General features: G+C 61.7%; 16 protein-coding genes. 7 read left to right on the forward strand and 9 right to left on the reverse strand.

The annotated features are described in order from the left end of the window. Positions 1-3: 3 nt before the first annotated feature. Positions 4-600, forward strand: coding sequence for a hypothetical protein (locus tag WKI89_RS10820; protein WP_337869531.1), 597 nt, complete (start codon positions 4-6; stop codon positions 598-600). Positions 601-612: 12 nt separating this feature from the next. Here the strand turns inward: WKI89_RS10820 and WKI89_RS10825 are convergent, their stop codons facing one another. Beyond that, positions 613-1,977 carry an FAD-dependent oxidoreductase gene (locus tag WKI89_RS10825; RefSeq protein ID WP_337869533.1) on the reverse strand — a complete coding sequence of 455 codons (1,365 nt, stop codon included), beginning with the start codon at positions 1,975-1,977 and terminating at the stop codon, positions 613-615. A gap of 623 nt (positions 1,978-2,600) precedes the next feature. Here WKI89_RS10825 and WKI89_RS10830 point away from each other — a divergent pair. After that, complete coding sequence (locus WKI89_RS10830; protein ID WP_337869534.1) at positions 2,601-3,974, forward strand: diguanylate cyclase; 1,374 nt, start codon at positions 2,601-2,603, stop codon at positions 3,972-3,974. A 21-nt stretch (positions 3,975-3,995) separates the two neighbouring features. Continuing rightward, the gene (locus WKI89_RS10835; protein ID WP_337869536.1) at positions 3,996-5,861 is read left to right on the forward strand and encodes an ATP-binding protein; all 1,866 of its coding nucleotides are present in this window, start codon (positions 3,996-3,998) and stop codon (positions 5,859-5,861) included. Positions 5,862-6,046: 185 nt separating this feature from the next. Here the strand turns inward: WKI89_RS10835 and nrdR are convergent, their stop codons facing one another. The 3 genes from nrdR to WKI89_RS10850 all read right to left on the reverse strand — a co-directional run bounded on the left by nrdR (position 6,047) and on the right by WKI89_RS10850 (position 10,146). After that, entirely contained in the window at positions 6,047-6,568 is a 522-nt protein-coding gene (gene nrdR / locus WKI89_RS10840; RefSeq protein WP_337869538.1) for a transcriptional regulator NrdR, read from the reverse strand. A gap of 39 nt (positions 6,569-6,607) precedes the next feature. After that, positions 6,608-7,327, reverse strand: a complete 720-nt coding sequence (locus WKI89_RS10845; protein ID WP_337869540.1) for an SDR family NAD(P)-dependent oxidoreductase — start codon at positions 7,325-7,327, stop codon at positions 6,608-6,610. Between the two features lie 80 nt (positions 7,328-7,407). Next, entirely contained in the window at positions 7,408-10,146 is a 2,739-nt protein-coding gene (locus WKI89_RS10850) for an HD domain-containing phosphohydrolase (protein ID WP_337869542.1), read from the reverse strand. A gap of 463 nt (positions 10,147-10,609) precedes the next feature. On the opposite strand from WKI89_RS10850, the gene WKI89_RS10855 reads away from it, so the two are divergent. Beyond that, positions 10,610-11,641 carry an RIO1 family regulatory kinase/ATPase gene (locus WKI89_RS10855; RefSeq protein WP_337869544.1) on the forward strand — a complete coding sequence of 344 codons (1,032 nt, stop codon included), beginning with the start codon at positions 10,610-10,612 and terminating at the stop codon, positions 11,639-11,641. Then, positions 11,638-12,600, forward strand: coding sequence for a GNAT family N-acetyltransferase (locus WKI89_RS10860; protein WP_337869545.1), 963 nt, complete (start codon positions 11,638-11,640; stop codon positions 12,598-12,600). Before WKI89_RS10855 ends, WKI89_RS10860 begins: the two co-directional genes overlap by 4 nt. On the opposite strand, the gene WKI89_RS10865 is transcribed toward WKI89_RS10860, so the two are convergent. Further along, the gene (locus WKI89_RS10865) at positions 12,557-12,754 is read right to left on the reverse strand and encodes a hypothetical protein (RefSeq protein ID WP_337869547.1); all 198 of its coding nucleotides are present in this window, start codon (positions 12,752-12,754) and stop codon (positions 12,557-12,559) included. The genes WKI89_RS10860 and WKI89_RS10865 overlap by 44 nt on opposite strands. A 27-nt stretch (positions 12,755-12,781) precedes the next feature. Between WKI89_RS10865 and WKI89_RS10870 the strand changes: the two genes are divergently transcribed. Then, positions 12,782-13,756, forward strand: a complete 975-nt coding sequence (locus WKI89_RS10870; RefSeq protein WP_337869548.1) for a GNAT family N-acetyltransferase — start codon at positions 12,782-12,784, stop codon at positions 13,754-13,756. On the opposite strand, the gene WKI89_RS10875 is transcribed toward WKI89_RS10870, so the two are convergent. Together WKI89_RS10875 and WKI89_RS10880 are read right to left on the reverse strand one after the other, a co-directional pair. Then, positions 13,743-14,273: a chromate transporter gene (locus WKI89_RS10875; protein WP_337869549.1), complete on the reverse strand. Its 531-nt coding sequence runs from the start codon at positions 14,271-14,273 to the stop codon at positions 13,743-13,745. The two genes, WKI89_RS10870 and WKI89_RS10875, sit on opposite strands and share 14 nt — an antisense overlap. After that, positions 14,260-14,862 carry a chromate transporter gene (locus WKI89_RS10880; RefSeq protein WP_337869551.1) on the reverse strand — a complete coding sequence of 201 codons (603 nt, stop codon included), beginning with the start codon at positions 14,860-14,862 and terminating at the stop codon, positions 14,260-14,262. The genes WKI89_RS10875 and WKI89_RS10880 overlap by 14 nt, the downstream gene beginning before the upstream one ends. A 25-nt stretch (positions 14,863-14,887) precedes the next feature. Between WKI89_RS10880 and WKI89_RS10885 the strand changes: the two genes are divergently transcribed. Next, complete coding sequence (locus WKI89_RS10885; protein ID WP_337869552.1) at positions 14,888-15,679, forward strand: metallophosphoesterase family protein; 792 nt, start codon at positions 14,888-14,890, stop codon at positions 15,677-15,679. Positions 15,680-15,969: 290 nt separating this feature from the next. Here the strand turns inward: WKI89_RS10885 and WKI89_RS10890 are convergent, their stop codons facing one another. Continuing rightward, positions 15,970-16,341 (reverse strand): hypothetical protein, encoded by a 372-nt coding sequence (locus WKI89_RS10890; RefSeq protein ID WP_337869555.1) that lies wholly within the window; start codon positions 16,339-16,341, stop codon positions 15,970-15,972. Between the two features lie 9 nt (positions 16,342-16,350). Further along, complete coding sequence (locus tag WKI89_RS10895; protein ID WP_337869557.1) at positions 16,351-17,379, reverse strand: S8 family serine peptidase; 1,029 nt, start codon at positions 17,377-17,379, stop codon at positions 16,351-16,353. Positions 17,380-17,509 lie beyond the last annotated feature (130 nt).

Here is a 17,509-nt window from a genome sequence, read left to right on the forward strand (position 1 = left end):
CCGGTGCACTGGCGCTGGGTGCTGCTTGCTTTTGGGGTCTTTTCCCCCCTTGCCCCGGCCCAGACCTGGCAGACCGCCAAAGCGCCCGGCTTCGTGGTGCAAACAGCCTCGCCGGAGGACGCCCGGCACCTGCCCGAGGTGTTCCGGGTGCTGCAAAAAGCGCGGCGGGACTTGATCGCCGCCGGCTACCTGCCGCCCCCAGCGGTGCGGGTGGTGGTGCACCCCCACCTGAAGTCCTACACCGCCGCAACCCGGCTGCCCTGGTTCATCCTGGCCGCGGCCAACCGGAACAGAAACCAGATTGACAGCCAGCGCTTGCGGCTTCTACTGGAGCGGGGCGCGCTCGAGCGCACCCTGCGCCACGAGCTCTTTCACCTGGCCCAGCCCGCGGGCTGGCCCCGCTGGAAGGCCGAGGGGATGGCCCTGCGCTTTGCCGGCGACCGGCCCCGGGCCAGGCCGCTGGACAACATCGGCGAGGCCGAGCTGGAGCGCCTACTGGCCAACCCGCCCGATCCGGCAACCCTGAGCCGGGCGATGGCCACCGCATTTTGGTGGGTGGGGCGCTGGCAAGCTGGCCAGAATCTGCGCCAGCGGCCTTGATGGGCGGTTTGTTCAATCCTGCGACAGCTCGAGCATCTTCGCTACGCTGGTCACCTTAACCCGCGGGCGGCCCTGGGCCTGCCCCTGGGCGCACTCGAGCTGGTCGAGCTTGAGCCAGCGGTCGAAGCCCACCACCTCCACGCCCCGCTCCCGCAGCAGGCGGCTCACCGCCTCGGGCGCGGGTTCGGGGGCCAGAGGCAGGCTGGGGGCATCCTCCAACAGCAGCTTGATGGTCTCGGTGGCATCGGCCTTGTTGGTGCCGATCACCCCGCTGGGGCCGCGCTTGATCCAGCCGGCGGCATACTCGCCCAGCGCCACCTGGCCCTCGCGCAAGACCCGCCCGCCCTGGTTGGGGATGACCCCCTTGCGGCTGTCGAAGGGCACTTCGGGCAGGGGCACACCCTTGTAGCCCACCGAGCGCAGCACCATCCCCACCTCGAGCTCCTCGAACTGGCCCGTGCCCACCGCGTTCAGGTTCTCGTCGAGGCGGTTTTTCTCCAGGCGAATTTTCTGCACCCGGCCCTCGCCCAGCACCGCCACCGGCGAGACAAAAAAGCGGATGTGGATCCGGCGAGGCTTGCCGCTAAGGGGCCGGGCCGCGAACTCCCGCAGCACCTCGAGGTTCTTGAGCATGGCCGGATCGTGGGCGATGGAAGCCGCACTTTTTTCGTCGAGCTCGAGCTCCTCCAGCCGAACCACCACATCGGCATTGGGCAGCTCGCCCAGCTCGCGCAGCTCTTTGGTGGTGAACTTGGCCTGGGCCGGCCCCCGCCGCCCCAGCATGTAGATATCGGTGACCTGGCTCTGGGCCAGCACCGGCAGGGCATGGTTGGCAATGTCGGTCTGGCGCAGCTCCTCCGCCGTCTTGGCCAGAATGCGGGTGACATCCACCGCCACGTTGCCCATGCCCACCACTGCCACCCCGTGCATGTCGAGGTTCATCGGACGGGTTTCGTAGTCGGGGTGGCCGTTGTACCAGGCCACGAACTCGGTGGCCGAGAGACTGCCGGGCAGGTCTTCACCGGGAATGTTCAGGTGGCGGTCGCTGGAGGCCCCTACCGTGTAGACCACTGCATCGTAGTGGCGCTTTAGGTCGGCGTGGGTCAGATCGCGGCCGTACTCGACGTTGCCCAAAAACCGCACCCGTGGGTCTTGCAGCACCTTCTGCATGACCTTGGTCACCGATTTGATGGTCTGGTGGTCGGGGGCTACCCCATAGCGCACCAGGCCATAGGGGGTGGGTAGGCGGTCGAAAACATCCACCAAAACCGCGATTTCGCTCTGTTTGATCAGGGCTTCGGCGGCATAGATGCCCGAGGGCCCCGCACCGATGACTGCTACCCGCAGGGGGTGGCTTGCGTCCAACTGGTTTGCCATTTTCAACATCCTCCAGCCTACTTGTGGAATACGGTCGCGGGTTGGCCGCGAAGACAACGCAAATCATATCCCATGGCCGGAGGGATGGGCGTACCTGAATCAAACCGGACGCCAGGCAGCGTTTTCCAGCAAAAAACAGAAGGCAGTGGTCAAAGATCGGTGCACAGACGCCTCCCAGTTGCAGTGATCATGTACCCTAGCCTCGAGCCCTTTTGCAGCCCTAATACTGCCCAAACCAATGCCAGCCCGTTCACCCATTCGGATCGCTGCTGTTGCCCCCAATTCTGGATGTTCAGGCGGGTTCTACCTGCCAACAGGGCATGCATCCAGGATAGGCCCCTCGCTGTACCAGAGGACACCCAACGGTCTACCCTTTCTATCAGCTAGACAATGGCCTGAGAGAGTGGGATTGCTTTTGCCGTACAAGTAATGGGAGCATCCCCCAACGGAGCAGGCCCGCCCCAGCCTTCTGGGTAGTAACGCTATAGAGGACAGCTTGGTTTATTTAATACAAGGATTGGTTGTTAATTTGGCTACCCTCAACAGTGAGGCCGCTATAGGCGGGTATAAACATGCCCAGACTTCATCGTTCCAAACCCCCTACTGGAAGCACCATTTTGGTTGTGGATGACGATACCGCGATTGTATCTACCCTCGAGCAAATCCTCAGCCACGAAGGCCATACCGTCCTGACGGCGGCTTCGGGTGCGCAAGCCATCGAGCTTTGCCAGACCCATTCGGTACACCTGATGTTGCTGGACTACTTCATGCCCGGTATGACCGGCGAGGAAGTGGTGCGGGCGGTGCGGGCTTTCAATCAGGAGATGCAGATTGTACTGCAAACCGGCTATGCCTCCGAGCGCCCAGCCCGGCAGATGCTGGCCGAACTGGACATCCAGGGCTACCACGACAAATCCGAGGGGCCCGAAAAGCTGTTGGTATGGGTAGATGCAGCCCTCAAAGCCTACCGCCAGGTACGGGCCCTGCGAGCCTCCCGCGATGGCCTGCGCTACATCCTCGAGGCCGCCCCCGAATTGCACCGGTTGCAACCCCTGGAAGACCTGCTGTACGGCATCTTATTGCAAATTGAGGGGCTGCTGGGCCTGTCCGGCACCCTGATTGCCCTCCAGCAAAGTAGTTTGCTGGCCCTGGGTGACGATCCGCCGTTCGAGGTGCGGGTGGGTACTGGGCGCTTTGTGGGCAAGAACTGGCACCAGCTCGACAGCCATGAACAAAAACTGGTAGTCGAGGCCGCTCGTTCGGGCCAGATCCAGTGGCAAAGCCTGCTGGCCCTGCCCTTGCGGGCGGGCGAACGGGTGGTGGGGGTGGTTTTGGTGGACCGTGCCCCCGACAGCAGTGCCGACCGGGAGGTGCTCGAGCTGTTCTCCAGCCAGGCTGCGGTAGCGATTGAAAACGTGCGCCTGTACGAACTGGCCACCATAGACGACCTGACCCGCCTGGCCACCCGCCGCCACTGGCTCTCGCGCCTCGATGACACCCTGCGCCTGGGCCTGCGCCACGGCCAGCACCTGAGTGTGGCTTTGCTGGACATCGATCATTTCAAAACCATCAACGATACCTTCGGTCACCTGGCCGGCGACCGGGTGCTGGCCGCGTTGGGCCATACCATCGGACATTCGGTACGCCGCAGCGATCTGGCCGGGCGCTACGGGGGCGAGGAGTTTGCTATTTTGCTGCCCCACACCAACCTCGAGGGGGCCGCTGCCCTGGCCCACAAACTCTTGCAGTCCGTAAGGGATCTGGAAGTGCCCTGGGAAGGTCGGGCCCTGCGCGTGACCGCCAGCCTTGGCGTAGCCAGCCTGCAGGTCGAGGGGATGGACCGCAGAAGCGCTCGAGCGGTGCTGGAAGCAGCCCGCACAGCTCTGCTGCAGGCCGCCGACGATGCCCTCTACGAAGCCAAAAACCGGGGGCGCGACCAGTTGGTACAGGCCCAGGAACTAAGCACCCGGGCATTCCAAACCCAAGAAGTGGTGTAAGCCTTTTCCACCGGAGGAAACATGACTGTTCCCGCGCCCCGTAGCCGTCAGCCTGCTCATCAGCTGATGCTGGTAGGGCTGGCGCTGTTGCTGGTACTAGGTGCTTTGAATCACACCCTGGCTTTGGTCTTGGGCTGGGGAGGCGACAACCTCCAGCTCCTTCTAGGCAACACCCTCAATCTGATACCTGATTTTCTGGGGGCCTTGCTGGTGTGGCTGGTCGCACGGCAACACCAGGGCGAAGCCCGGCGGGCCTGGAGTCTTATTGCCCTGGCTCTCACCTTCAACTTTGTCGGTGACCTTACCTGGGCCTATATCGAACTAGTACTTCAGGACGACCCCTTTCCTTCCATTGCCGACGTGTTTTATCTGGCCTTTCCGCTCTGCTTGCTGATCGGTCTGCTCTGGTTGCCCAAAACCCCCCTCAGCCGCTTAGAAAGCCTCAAACTAGGCCTAGATGTGGCGGTTATCGTGAGCGCCGCCAGCGTATTTGCCTGGCAAGCCTTTTTGGCAAAAACCATTGCAGATTATGGCAACGATTACCTGTCCCTGGGGATAAGCCTGGCTTATCCGGTAGCCGACCTGGCCCTGTTGGCCTTGCTGCTGCTCATGGCGCTGCGGCAGACTTCCGGAGGGGGCTATCCGCTTTTGCTGGGCCTAGCCCTGGCCCTGATGATCTTTGCCGATACCATCTACAACGTGCAAAACGCAACCGAGAGCTACGTTACCGGCACCTTGCTGGACAGCGCATGGAGCTGGGCCATCGTACTGTTTGGATTGGCAGCCTTCTCAACGCTCTACCAAAAAACCGATGGCTGGAGCCAGGGAACCAGGCGCTTGCTGGCACACCTGGGCGGCTTGGGAATCTTCGCGCCCTACGCGGCCATTCTGCTGACCTTCTATCTGGCCGTCAGCCAGAGTGGAGCAGAGGAGCTGGTCGAAACCGGCACCCTGATTGGGGCTGGGGTGGTCACCATGCTGGTCGTGATCCGGCAGGTGGTAGCCTTTGCCGAAAACCGCCACCTCACCGCACAATTGCAACGATTCAACGACGAACTCGAGCAACGGGTGGAAGAGCGTACCCGCGAACTGGACGAAAGCCGCCAACGCCTGATGGCCTCGGAAAAACTGGCCGCGCTGGGGAAACTTACCGCCGGTATTGCCCACGAGATTAACACCCCTCTGGCCGCCTCGCTCAACCATCTAATGCAGGCCCGCAAGCTGGCCGAGGAGTACCGCGACTCTATCGGGGTGGCAGAAGTCAGCGAGGCCGATCACCGCGAAATTGCCGCCGAGTTGAATCAAGCTCTAGCCGAAGCCAATGCCTCGCTGGAACGCATGGGTGAATTTATCCGCAAAATGCGCTCCCAGGCCCGCAATCCTGAAGGGGCCGTCTCCAGCTTCGACCCGGTGAAGATTGCCCGCGAAACCCTGGCCCTGCTCGAGACCGAAGCCAGGCGGGCCGGGGTACAGCTGGTGCTCGAGGCTCCCGCACAATCCTTGGTTTTACACGGGGAAGCAGGGCGCTTCAGTCAGATATTGAATAACCTGCTACAAAACGCCATCCACGCCTGCGAAGAGCGCCGCGACCAGGCCGGCTCCTGGGTTCGGGTGGAGTTCACCCAAGAGGCCAGGCAGCTTCTGATGAAGGTGGAGGACAATGGCAGTGGTATTCGCCTCGAAGTATTGCCCAAGATTTTTGAGCCGCTTTTCACCACCAAACCCATCGGAAAGGGGACGGGGCTGGGTCTTCCAATTATTCAAGATATCGTACGAGGCCACTTTGCGGGCCAGATAGATCTGGAAACCACGGCCGGGAAAGGCACCACCTTTACGCTTCGCTTCCCCTTAGGTCCCAAGCCACCTCAGCACCCCACCTTCGCTTGAGGAGATGTCGCCGACCTCGAGCCATACCTGCTTACAATGCTCAACGGTTCATATCGGTTCCGCTTGAACCCTTCACCTTCGGGTGTGAACAAAGGTGAGGGTTCAAGCCAACCGAAGGGAGTAGGAGTGCATTCCGGCGGTATCGTTTAGGCTTTCAAACGTGAGCGATACCGCCGGAATGCGGATCAGACCGTCCCCAGTTTGGCCTCGTCGGCGAGGTCGAGCTCGTCCTCTTCCTCCACCCTGGCAGCTTTCCTCCTGCCCGGCTTGCGGTCGAGCTTGCGCACTTCCTCAATAAAGTTTTCCAGGCTATCGAACTCGCGGTAGACCGAGGCAAAGCGGATATAGGCCACTGGGTCAAGGTTCTTTAAGAAGGCCAGCGAACGCAACCCGATTTCCTCAGAGGTAATCTCCATCTCTTTGACGGTATCTTCAAAGCCAAAGGCAAATTCCTGCAATACCTCCGGGTCAATGGGACGCTTCTGGGCCGCGAGGCTCAAGCCGCGCAGCAGTTTGTTGGGGTCGAAGGTTTCCTTGCGCCCTGAGCGCTTGATAACCAGCAGCGGCTCCACCTGGGCCCGTTCGTAGGTGGTAAAGCGACGCTTACAGCCCGGACACTCCCGGCGACGGCGAATCACCGAGCCCTCGTCCGAAGGACGGGAGTCCAGCACGCGGCTATCGGGGTGTCCACAAAACGGGCAGTTCATAGGCCTGGCCTCAGCAAGCAGGGAGCGGTTTCTGCCCCCTCAGGGCAACTCCCTCAGTAAATCGTAGATTTCCGGCTGGTGAGGCGGCTCGGGGAGCAGAACCTCCAGGAGCTGGCCCCGCACCCCCTCCGAGACCATTGAACCCAGGGCCACCGCTACCCGCACCAGGGGCCGGTCGTGCTCCTCGCCCACCGGGTCGCGGCTGGGGATGACCCCATTGACCCGGACGTTGGTGGGAAAGATGCGGGTTGCCCCCTCGATCAGACCAGCCACCGCTCCACGTATGGCAGCCACATGCGGCTGGTCGCGCTGCAAAGGCGGTAGCACCAGGGTTACAAACCCTCCCCCGCTCAAGTAGCGCAAGCCTTGCTGCAACACGTACAGGCTCGACTTTACATCGGCGTTGAGCAGGTCGTACCACTCGCCCTCTAATAGCTCGACAAAGGGGGTTTTACTCTCGGCGCTGGTTACGTGCACAATTCCGTCGAGCATTCCAAACAACTCTTCGATCTTCTCGAAGGTGTTCATCACATCCAGCACCACCGACATATCCCCCCGGATGGGAATGGCCGTGGCTCCCAGTTGTTCTACTTCGGAAGCAATCGCGGTGGCCATTTCCACATCGGGGTCTACGGTGATGACCGTGGCCCCGTTGCGGGCGTAGGAACGGGCCATCGAGCGTCCAAAACCCCGTCCGGCCCCCGTCACCATAACGATGCGTTGCTCCAAGCCCAGCAAATCCCGTGAAAATTCGACCATTGAACCTCATCATAGCGCAAAAAGCTGTGTGGAGCGTAATGAAGGGAACGCTGGGTGCTCCCCTTTGGCAACCCACCCAATCAGTCGGCGGCCTGAGAGACCCGCATGGCCTCCTCGAGGCCCTGGGTTTTGAGGAACACCTCTACCAGATGACGATCCAGATGACCGTTGTGCACACTGCGCCACAGCTCCTGGGCGGCCATTTCGGGCGTCATGGCGGTCTTGTAGGGCCGCTCCGAGCAAAGGGCATCGAACACATCACAAATAGCAAAAATGCGGGCCGATAGGGGAATGTATTCCCCAGCCAGGCCATCGGGGTAGCCGCGTCCATCCCAGCGTTCATGGTGGTGGCGCACCACCTGGCGAGCCGCAGGCGGCACGAAGGGCAGGTTACGCACCAGGTTATCTCCCAGCAGGGCATGGGTTTTCATGGTGCTGAACTCTTCGGGGGTGAGCTTGCCCGGCTTGAGCAGAATGGCGTCGGGGATGGTGAGCTTCCCCACATCGTGCAGATAGGCTCCCCAGCGCAAATCGCGCAGCTCGGTCTCGCTCATGCCCAGCTCGCGGCCCAGCTTTTCGGCCATTGCCGCCACCCGGTCGGTGTGACCGGCGGTCTCGCGGTCACGGGCCTCCAAAGCCAGACCAATGGCGCGCAGGGCTCCATCGTAGGCGGCCTCGAGCTGCCGGGTACGCTCCAGGCGCAAGAGCAGGGCCCCCAAAATCTGAGCAGCCCCCTCCAGCAAACGGTTTTCAGAGGGGTTCCATCCCTGGCCGGGCTGGAAACGGTACAGGGCCATCCCTGCCTGGAGTTCGGTCTCGTTGACCACACCGATCATGTAAAGCCCGTAGATGCCGGCCGCCGAGAAGGCCCGTAGAGAGGGGTGGGTTTCGGTGTTGCCCACCTGAAAGGCCTTTCCCGGGGCTACCTGCTGCACCACAGGGTGTCTGAGGGGCAGAGGTTTGTCCAGGAGTCGTTGTATCTCTGGACGCACATTACCCGCCACTGCCTTGGTGCGAAACACCTGGCCCTCCAGCACCCCCAGGACTACGCAGTCGGCGTGGCCCATCTGGCGGATTTTTTCCAGGGCCAGCCCCAGCAGGGCTGGGTCGTTGCCCTCCAGCATCTGGGAGAGTTCCAGCAGGGCGGTTTTTTCGGCAATCTCGGCCTCGAGGCTCTCGTTGGCCCGCACCCGCTCCAGGGTATTGGCGGCAATGTTGCTGATCACCTGCATCAGGCGCATATCCCGATCGAGGTAGGCGCCTGCGCCGTTGCGAGCGGAGATCAGCACCCCCAGCGGGTGGCCCTTGGAGCTAAACAACGGCATCACAATTTCGGAATAGGCTGGAAGTTGGCGTTTGAACTGGCCGTAGGCGCGCTTATCGAGATGGGCCTGGTTGCTCCAGATGGGCGAACGGCTCTCGATGGCCGCCCAGCTAAAGCCTTGTCCCTTGGGCACAAGGGTATCTTTGATCTCCAGGAAAAAGCCCGCTGCCGCATAGCAGCGCATATGCACGGCATCTGGTTCAATCAGAAGCAAGGCCGCATGCTCTGAGCTCATCAGGCGGATGGTCTCGCGTACCAGCCGCTTGGTAATCTCGCCGGTACCCTTGAGGCCCCGCAACGCCCCGCTCAAGGCCTCGATCACTTCAAACTCGTGGATACGGGCCTCGAGCTCGGCCTGTTGGCGGTGCGCCGCCAGCAACACCGTTACCTGCAAGGCATACCGACGGGCCACCTCCACCGACTGTTCGCCAAAAGCCCGGTCGCGGAAGGCATCCAGGTTGATTTCGGCCACCACCTCGCCACCCAGCAAAACGGGCATACAAAGGGTGGATCGAATACGCTTAATCTGGTCTCCACTGGCCTGGTTGAGCTGGTCGGCCAGTTGATGGTTGCCCTGACGATCGGCCAGGATATGCTGAATATCGGCGTAGTTGGCAATGCGGGGCTGACCTTGCCGCCAGGCTGCTGGATTGCCGTGCCATGTGCTGGCATCTACCTCGCTGCTGCGCACCCCCAGGATGCCCTCGCCAAAGCCCTGCTGGGCCACAAAAACAAAGTCGGAACCCTGCCGTAGACGAATGCTACCGGCCTGGGCTCCCGGCACCACCCGCACCGCCGAATCCAGCAAACGAGGCCACAGCTCCTCTTCGGAGCGCTGGGCCAGGGCTTCCACCGTGTTCAGAAGGGCCGTATAGGCTGTCTCGATGGGTCTGCTTTGTGCTTGGCGGCGTGACCACTCGAGGTAAAGCCAGAGCAAGGGCCCGGTCAGCACTGCCTGCAACAAAAAGCTCGCCGCCAGCCCTCCCAGTCCCTCGTGGGCCACCGGGAACAGAAGCCCGATGTTCAACAGACTAAAGACCAGCAGCACCCCCCCCAGTGCCTGCATGCGGTTTCGTGCGGCCAGTTTGGGATAGAGCCACCCGGCCACCACCCCACCCAGCAGCAGGGCCAGCCCCTGAACCCCTATGCGAAAGCCACCTGCACTGGCCGTCTGAGCGAGGGGCAGATCCAGCCCCCGCAACAAGGCATAAAAACCCAGGGCCAGCAGGTTAACCAGCAGCAGGCCCGCCAGGGTACTGCGCCAGCGGTTTGCAGCGTCCTGGGCAATCAGCAGCAGAAGCCCCACCTGCAACGAGAACAAAAGGCCCCCCAGTAGCTCCTGTACACCCACAAAAAAAACGCCCATCGGCGCTATCAGACCAATGGCCGTAGCCAGCATGGTGAATGGCGTGATGCCCCAGCGCTCCCGACCGCTGTGGGCCACGACCAGTAAAGCGGTAAAAACAATGGAGATAGCCACCCCAACCAGTACCACAACACCTCGAGGTTAGCCCAGCAACCTTCAAAATAGCGGATATTTGCACCGAATTTTGCCCTCGAGCGTTACGGCGTACAGCTCGAGCCTCGAGTATTCAGAGCAGGGCGCTCTACTTCTCCTTGCTCTTATCTTCTGCCGGTGCACAAAAACCCCATCTGGCTTGCGGCATCCACTTGCCCTGTGCTACACTTCCAGAGTTGAGCATCTACCGCTAAGGAGGTGAACCCATGATGATGATTTCCCACTTTCTGCCCGCCCTTGGAGTCGCATCGGTGGTTTGCCGCCTTCCGGTTACGTTAATGCCATAAAGCATTCCCGTATATCCGAGCTGGGGGCGAACCCAAAAGCCCCCAGCTTTCTTGTGGTCTTGCGAAAGGAGTACGCGGTGGGAACTGTGCAAAACCCAACCAACCATCCATTCGATCCCAGGCCCCCCTTTATTGGTATTTCCGAGGTTCCAATGCCGATCAACAACCCCAACAGGTCATCCTTCCAGCAAGCCCCCTCTTCCGATGTAGAGCCACTAAAGTCTGAAGCTACCTCCTGGCTCGACGAAGAGCTGCGGGTTTCCACCTCCGACTGGCTTTTGGATGAAGCCGATGACCACGAATATTTTGCCGATCGTGCCCACCGCCGGGCCCGCAAGCCGCCCCGCCGCCAAACGGTCAAGAAGCTCCTGGAGTCCGGTCAGGAACAGGGCCGCACCTTTGGCGACCCCGGTCTGCAAGAACTCTATGAGAAGGAATACTTTAGCGAGTTGCTGTGGCAGTTGCGCAGCGGCAAGGAAGCCACCGTGTATGTGGTGCGGGCCTCGGCCAAAACAGCGTCCTTGGTTGGCCCCCACCCCCAAGAGGGTGATGATCCCCTGCTGGCTGCCAAGCTCTATGTGGACAGCCGCGTGCGCAGTTTCAAGAATGATGCGCTCTACCGCCAGGGCCGCTACATTAGCGATAAGCGCGTGGAAAAAGCCATTGACCAGCGCAGCCAGTTCGGCGTGAGTGCCCAAAACATCTTGTGGGTGGAGGAAGAATACCGCCAACTCCATGCCCTGCACAAAGCTGGTATCGCCGTACCCAAGCCAGTCGCCCATGCCGGAAATGTGATACTGATGGAGTTTATCGGCGATGGCGAAGGCCCCGCCCCGCGCCTGAGCGAAGCGGGTTTAAGCCAAGAAGAAGCCCAAGATGCGCTGGAACAAGCCATTCACAACCTGGGTTTGATGCTAGCAAACGGCAAGGTACACGGCGACTACTCCACCTTCAACCTGTTGTGGTGGGAGGGCCGGGCCGTAGTGATTGATTTTCCCCAGATGGTGGAGTGGGACAAAAACCCACGGGCCGGGGAAATCTTGCGGCGCGACGTGAATGGCTTGTGTCGCACTTTCGCTCACCTGGGCCTGCACCCCAAAGGCTCCGAGGTATTGCGCAGAGTCTGGCAGATCGCCCGCGAGAACGCCAACCCATTTACCCCTGTGGAGGACACCTTTCTATGAACATCCGCCCCTTCGACTTTTCCGAGGCCGACTACCAGGCCTATGCCTCCGTTCGCCGGGTGGCCCACCCCGAAAGCCCGCTAGACCTGGCAGGGCTCGGGCACCTGGACCGCACTCGAGCCCAGAGCGATGTGCTGGCGCGCTTTGTGGTCGAGCAAGCGGGGGAGGTGGTGGGGGTGCTGGAGTACGCCACCCCCTACTACGACCCCAAGCCGGGGGTGCTCGAGGTGGTCTACTACCTGCACCCCTACCACCAAGTTCTGGAAAGGCCGCTTTGGCGGTTTTTGCAGGGGCGCATCACCCCACACCAGCCCCAAGAGTTGCAGGCCACCGTGCGGGAAGACTGGCCCCAGTACCACTTTCTAACCGCCCAGGGCTTTGTCGAGGTGGAGCGCCGCTGGGTATCGGTGCTCGACCTGGCCCACTTCGACCCCACCCCCCTTGCACGCCCCCTGCCGCCGGGCATCACCATCCAGCCCCTGAGCGCCCTGCCCTGGCAGGAGGAGGCTTTTCAGCGTGACCTGTACGCGCTGGAAATCGAGCTGCTGGGCGATGTACCCACTGCCGAGCCCATCACCCCCTGGCCCTTCGAGGTCTGGCAGGAGCGCAGCCTCAAAGACCCCAACCTGCTGCCCGAGGGGTTCTTCGTGGCCCTCGAGGGTGCACATCTGGTAGGGGCGAGCATGCTTTTCAAGTCCCACCGCCCCCAGACCCTGCAAACCGGCCTCACCGGGGTGCGCAAAAGCCACCGCCGCCAGGGCCTGGCGCTGGCCCTCAAGCTGCGGGCAGCGGAATTTGCCCGGGCCTACGGGGCCTGGTACATCCGTACCTCCAACCATCAGAGCAACCGCCCCATGCTGGCCATCAACGAGACCCTGGGGTTTGTGAAAGAGCCAGCCACGGTGTTGCTGCGCCTCAGTCCCGTACCCCAAAAACCCGGCCAATCAGGTAGTCAATGAGCAAAAACAGCACCACCAGCATCAGCAGGGCCCCCCACCACGGTGTGTTGACCCAGATCAGCACGAAGGTGCGCTCGAGCAGTTTGAACAGCAGAAAACCAAACACCACCGTGGTCACGATGGCGGCCAGCTTCTGGCGGGTTTTCTGGCCCATGGTTCTAGCTTAGCATGCGAGGATGATATGAATAACCCAAACATTCGACCCTTTGAAGAACCCGACTATCCCGCAGTGGCCGAGGTGTATAGAGCCGCCTGGCCCGACCAGGCCCACAGCGAGGCCAGCCTGCGCGAGCACGACCACCACGCGCCCGAGGTCAAGTGGGGCCGTTTTATAGCCGAGCAGGGCGGAGAAGTGGTGGGTGTGGGCGAGTACACCCAGTTTGAGGGCATGTACCACCCGCAGAAGTTTGGGGTCTGGGTCACGGTGAAGCCAGCGTTGCGCAGCCAGGGGATTGGCAACGCCCTGTACCGGCAGGTGATGGAGGCCCTAAAGCCCCACCACCCCATCTCGATTCTGAGCAGCACCCGCGAAGACCAGCCCCAGGCCATGGCCTGGCTCGAAAAGATGGGTTTCGTGGAAAAGATGAAGTATTGGGAGTCGCGCCTTGATGTGCGGAACTTCGACTTCGCTCCCTGGGCCGGCAAAATAGAGGCGGTGGAGGCCGCCGGTTTCCAGCTCAAAAGCCTGAAGGAGCTGGAGGCCGACCCCCTGCACCGGCAGAAGCTCTACGACCTCTGGCTCGAGGCCCGCTTAGATGTACCCCGTCCGGATGCCCTGAGCGAGGTGGGCTTCGAGGAATACCGCAAGTGGGTGTTCGAAAGCAAGTTCTACCTGCCCGAGGGGCAGTTCGTGGCACTCGACCCCAGCACGGGGCAGTACGTCGCCATGAGCACCCTCTGGAAAACCGACGGCGACTATCTGCAAACCGGCCTCACCGGCACCCGCCGGGCCTACCGCCGCCAGGGCCTGGCCCTGGCCCTCAAGCTCAAGGGCATACAACTCGCTCAAACCATGGGCATCCGCGAGATTCGCACCGGCAACGAGTCGAACAACCGGGCCATGCTCTCCATCAACGAGGCCCTGGGCTTTGTGAAGCAGCCCATCTGGATAGACTACCTGCTAACCCTGCGGGAAGAGACCCCTAGCCCGTCGTGAGCCTCAGCAAAAGCCCCAGCAGCCCCCCACCGGCAATCACCCAGACCACCCCCAGGCCGCGGTAAATCAGGTAACAGGCCAGGAGCACCCCCAGGCCCCAGAAAAGCGAGTCCACGCTGAGCTGAACCAGCACCAAGACCATACTGGCGCTCAAGCCCATGCTGATGGGCACCAACGCCTTGCGCAAGGCCCGGCTCCACTGGGCTTTGGACATCCAGGCCCAGCCCCACACCAGCCACATGGCCCCCACCGCGCCCGGCAAAAACATGCCCAGGGCAGCGGCCAAAGCCCCGCCCAGTCCCGCGGCGCTCAGGCCATAGAACAGCACCGCCAGCATATTGGGCCCCGGCACAAACTGCCCCAGGGCAAAACCATCGGCAAACTCCTGCCGGGTTACCCAGCCGTTGCCGATGATGACGCGGGCCATCTCGGGCAGGTTGGCCATGCCCCCGCCAAAGCTGAGCACCCCAAAGCGCAGGAAGGCCAGGAAGACCTCGAGGGTTTCACCCACCGCCATCGGCCCCCATCTCGTGGCTTGGCCGACTTTGGGCGGGCTCCGAAGGCTTTTGCGCGGCTTCTTGCCAGTACAGGCCCATTCCCACCGGAACCGTGAGCAGCAGCACCAGCAGCAACGGCCAGTGCAGCAGGCCATACGTCACAAACACCACCAGCGCTAGCCCTATGGCCTTGAGGGAGTCCAGGGCGATGGGGGCCTGGCGCAGCATGGTGGCCAGAATGAGGCCGATGGCCGCCGCCGCCACCCCGTTGAGGGCGCTCTCGGCCAGCGAGCCGGGCACCGCTCCAAAGCGGAAGTAGGCAAAGCTCAAAAGCAGCATCAGGGAGGCCCCAGGGGTCAAGACCCCCAGCAGGGCCAGAATACCCCCCAGCACCCCACCCAGCCGCGTTCCGATGTGGGCCGCGGTGTTGGCGAAGACCGGCCCCGGCAGGATGCGGCACAGCGCGGTGGTTTCTAGAAACTCCCGCTCCTCCATCCAGCGGTGCTTGAGCACGATGCTCTGATAAATCTGGGCCTGTCCACCCCCGCCAAAAGCCACCAAACCCACCTGCACAAAAGCCAGAAAAAGTCGGCTGCGCGGCACCTTCACCCTTTGGATGATACACTGTCGGGCGGTGCATTACGTCGTCGGCGACATCCACGGCTGCCTTCAACCCCTCGTCCGGCTCTTGCAGCGCGAGGGCTTTTTGGGCGAGGGGCTCGAGTGGACCGGGGGCCAATCCCAGCTCTGGTTCCTGGGCGACTACACCGACCGCGGCCCCGATGGGGTGGGGGTGATCGAGCTTTTGATGCGCCTGGAGCTCGAGGCTTCCGCCGCTGGGGGCGCTGTGCATGCCCTCCTGGGCAACCACGACCTCATGCTGTTGGCCGCACATCACTTTACCGATACCGAGATTCCCAGCTTCAAGCGCCAGGGCCAAAGCGTCACCTTTTACGAAATCTGGCAACGGGTGGGGGGTAAAGCACACGACCTCGAGCGCCTGAACGCGGCCCATATCGAGTGGCTCTCCAACCGCCCTGCCCTGGCCCTGGTCGAGAATACGCTGCTGATGCACGCCGACAGTTTGTTTTATCTGGAATGGGGCGACAGCCCGGAGCAGATCAACCGCAGCCTGCGCGACATCCTGCGCTCCGACAGGGTTGAAACATGGGATCTCCTGGCCGAGCAGTTCGCCAGCCGGTTCGCTTTCCTCGAGGGGGGCATCGCCCTGACGGAGGAATTTCTGGGGCAACTGGGCGGCCACCGGCTGGTACACGGCCACACGCCCATCTACAGCCTGATTGGCTACACACCCCAGATGGTGCTTTACCCGCTGGAATACAACGACAGCCTGTGCTTCAACGTAGACCACTGCCTTTGGAACGGTGGGCCAGGGTTTGTGTTTGGTTTGTCCGAGAATCGGTAAGGGCTACCCGTGTATTTGTCATTGCGTGCGGCACGGTGGCTGTAGGGGCTAATACCGTTTCCGCTTGAATCCTTCACCGCCATGCGTAGTCAAAGGTGAAGGATTCAAGCCGACCGAAGGGAGTAGAAGTGCATTCCGGCGGTATCGTTTAGGCTTTCAAAAGTGAACGATACCGCCGGAATGCGTATAAGAAGTACCACACCCTTGAACGACCGGTTTGACCAGAAGTGCGGCAGGCCCAATACATCAAACCCCCAGTGTGTCTGGGGGTTTGGGTTGGGTAGAGCAGGTTAGATCTGGATGCTATCCAGCCGTATGACCTGATGCTGTAGGGCAATCTCCAGTTGGTACTCCCCCCCTTGGGGCACCTCGAGCCGGAACGAGCCGGTCACGCCTATGGGCGTGCTCAGTTGGGTCTGCTCGTTGCACAAAGAGGTGGTGCCCTGGATGGAGCCGAGCTGGCTGGGGTCGGCCACGATGTAACCTTGCAGGTAGGCTTTGTGGGCATCCGGTTTGAAGCTTAGGTCGAGGTAGAAGTCGCCGGCCTTGTAGAGCTGCGACCAGGCCCCGGTGAAGTTCTGTTGCCGTACCGCCAGCGAGGTCCTGCGGGAGTCCATGACCAGGATGGCCTGGAGTTGGGGTTTCTTGGATTCGGTGATCATGGTTACTCCTTAGTTGCCGGTCACGGCCCAGGTGATGGCGGCCTCGAAAAAGTTCCAGCCGTTCCGGGTGAGTTTGCCACCCTGGTTGGTAGCCAGGAAGAATCCAACCCGACGGGCGGGTGCGGTGAGACCCACCATTTGTGCCCCTATGTCGTAGCCAAAAATGGTGGCCTGGCTGCTGCCGGGTAACAAGGTAATGATGTTTGCGCTCGAGCCAGGGCGTCCCCAGGTCACCACATCGCTCGAGGTGTATATCCCATAGTTGCCCGCAGGCACACCTGCACCCATTGGATGAATGGTGCTGGTCACGCTGGCCTGGGTTTGGCCGCTGCTGCTTCCAAACCGGTCGGTGGTAGTGCCGGTCATGCCCATATCGTCGAAGATGTCGGGCCGCCAGACCACCACCGGCACGCCCACGTTGCGGAATACCGTGGCGCCCAGGCGGGTAGCGGTCGCCGAGATTACCACCAGGTGTTTGCCATTGGCATCGGCGGCGGTGGCGCTCGAGTCGCTGCGGGTCGTGACCGCATAGCCCAGTTGCGTCAAGCGGTTTACCAGGGCATTGTCGCTGCTGCCAATCTTGCTTCCACCAAACACAAACAGGGCGTTTTTGCGCTGGTAATCTGGCAACCACTGTAGCTTGGCAGCGATGTTGGCGATCTTGTAGCTGCCTTCGGCATCCGGTACGGCCGATTGCAGCAAGTAACTCTCGAGGTTGCCCCGGTTGGCCGATGCCGTATCGGACATAGCGAGTGCCAGCACACCGGCGATCTGGGGTGCAGCAAAGGAAGTGCCGGTAAAGCTCCCCACCCGGCTGTCTGGATACGCGCTGAACATGGCTTCCCCCGGCGCGAGAATTTCCAGGCTGGTTCCAAAGGAAGTGAACGATGACAGATTCAATGTGGGGCTCACGCTGCCCACGCTGATGATGTATTTATTACCTGGAGCCCAGCCCGCCGGATAGTGTACGGTTTGATCGCCGGTATTTCCCGAGGAGGCCACTACATAGCTGCCTCGGGCTATCGCGTAGTCCACCATATTCCTTCGTGTGCTACCTGCAGTCTACCCTTCCACCCCCGCCATCCTGAGCAGAAGACGGCTGCGGATGAGGTTGTGCACCAGCAGAATCAGGTTCACCCGCGCCAGGAAACCTGCAAACGACCGGGCC

It is taken from the genome of Meiothermus sp., from assembly GCF_037443965.1.
GTDB lineage: Bacteria > Deinococcota > Deinococci > Deinococcales > Thermaceae > Meiothermus.

Excerpts from the sequence above, each read along its gene's own strand:
- WKI89_RS10835 (WP_337869536.1), top strand. The coding sequence starts at position 3,996 with ATGACTGTTCCCGCGCCCCGTAGCCGTCAGCCTGCTCATCAGCTGATG.
- WKI89_RS10870 (WP_337869548.1), top strand. The coding sequence starts at position 12,782 with ATGAATAACCCAAACATTCGACCCTTTGAAGAACCCGACTATCCCGCA.
- WKI89_RS10895 (WP_337869557.1), bottom strand. The coding sequence starts at position 17,379 with ATGGTGGACTACGCGATAGCCCGAGGCAGCTATGTAGTGGCCTCCTCG.
- WKI89_RS10875 (WP_337869549.1), bottom strand. The coding sequence starts at position 14,273 with ATGGCGGTGGGTGAAACCCTCGAGGTCTTCCTGGCCTTCCTGCGCTTT.
- WKI89_RS10845 (WP_337869540.1), bottom strand. The coding sequence starts at position 7,327 with ATGGTCGAATTTTCACGGGATTTGCTGGGCTTGGAGCAACGCATCGTT.
- WKI89_RS10890 (WP_337869555.1), bottom strand. The coding sequence starts at position 16,341 with ATGATCACCGAATCCAAGAAACCCCAACTCCAGGCCATCCTGGTCATG.
- WKI89_RS10825 (WP_337869533.1), bottom strand. The coding sequence starts at position 1,977 with ATGGCAAACCAGTTGGACGCAAGCCACCCCCTGCGGGTAGCAGTCATC.
- WKI89_RS10865 (WP_337869547.1), bottom strand. The coding sequence starts at position 12,754 with ATGGGCCAGAAAACCCGCCAGAAGCTGGCCGCCATCGTGACCACGGTG.
- WKI89_RS10860 (WP_337869545.1), top strand. The coding sequence starts at position 11,638 with ATGAACATCCGCCCCTTCGACTTTTCCGAGGCCGACTACCAGGCCTAT.
- WKI89_RS10855 (WP_337869544.1), top strand. The coding sequence starts at position 10,610 with ATGCCGATCAACAACCCCAACAGGTCATCCTTCCAGCAAGCCCCCTCT.
- nrdR (WP_337869538.1), bottom strand. The coding sequence starts at position 6,568 with ATGAACTGCCCGTTTTGTGGACACCCCGATAGCCGCGTGCTGGACTCC.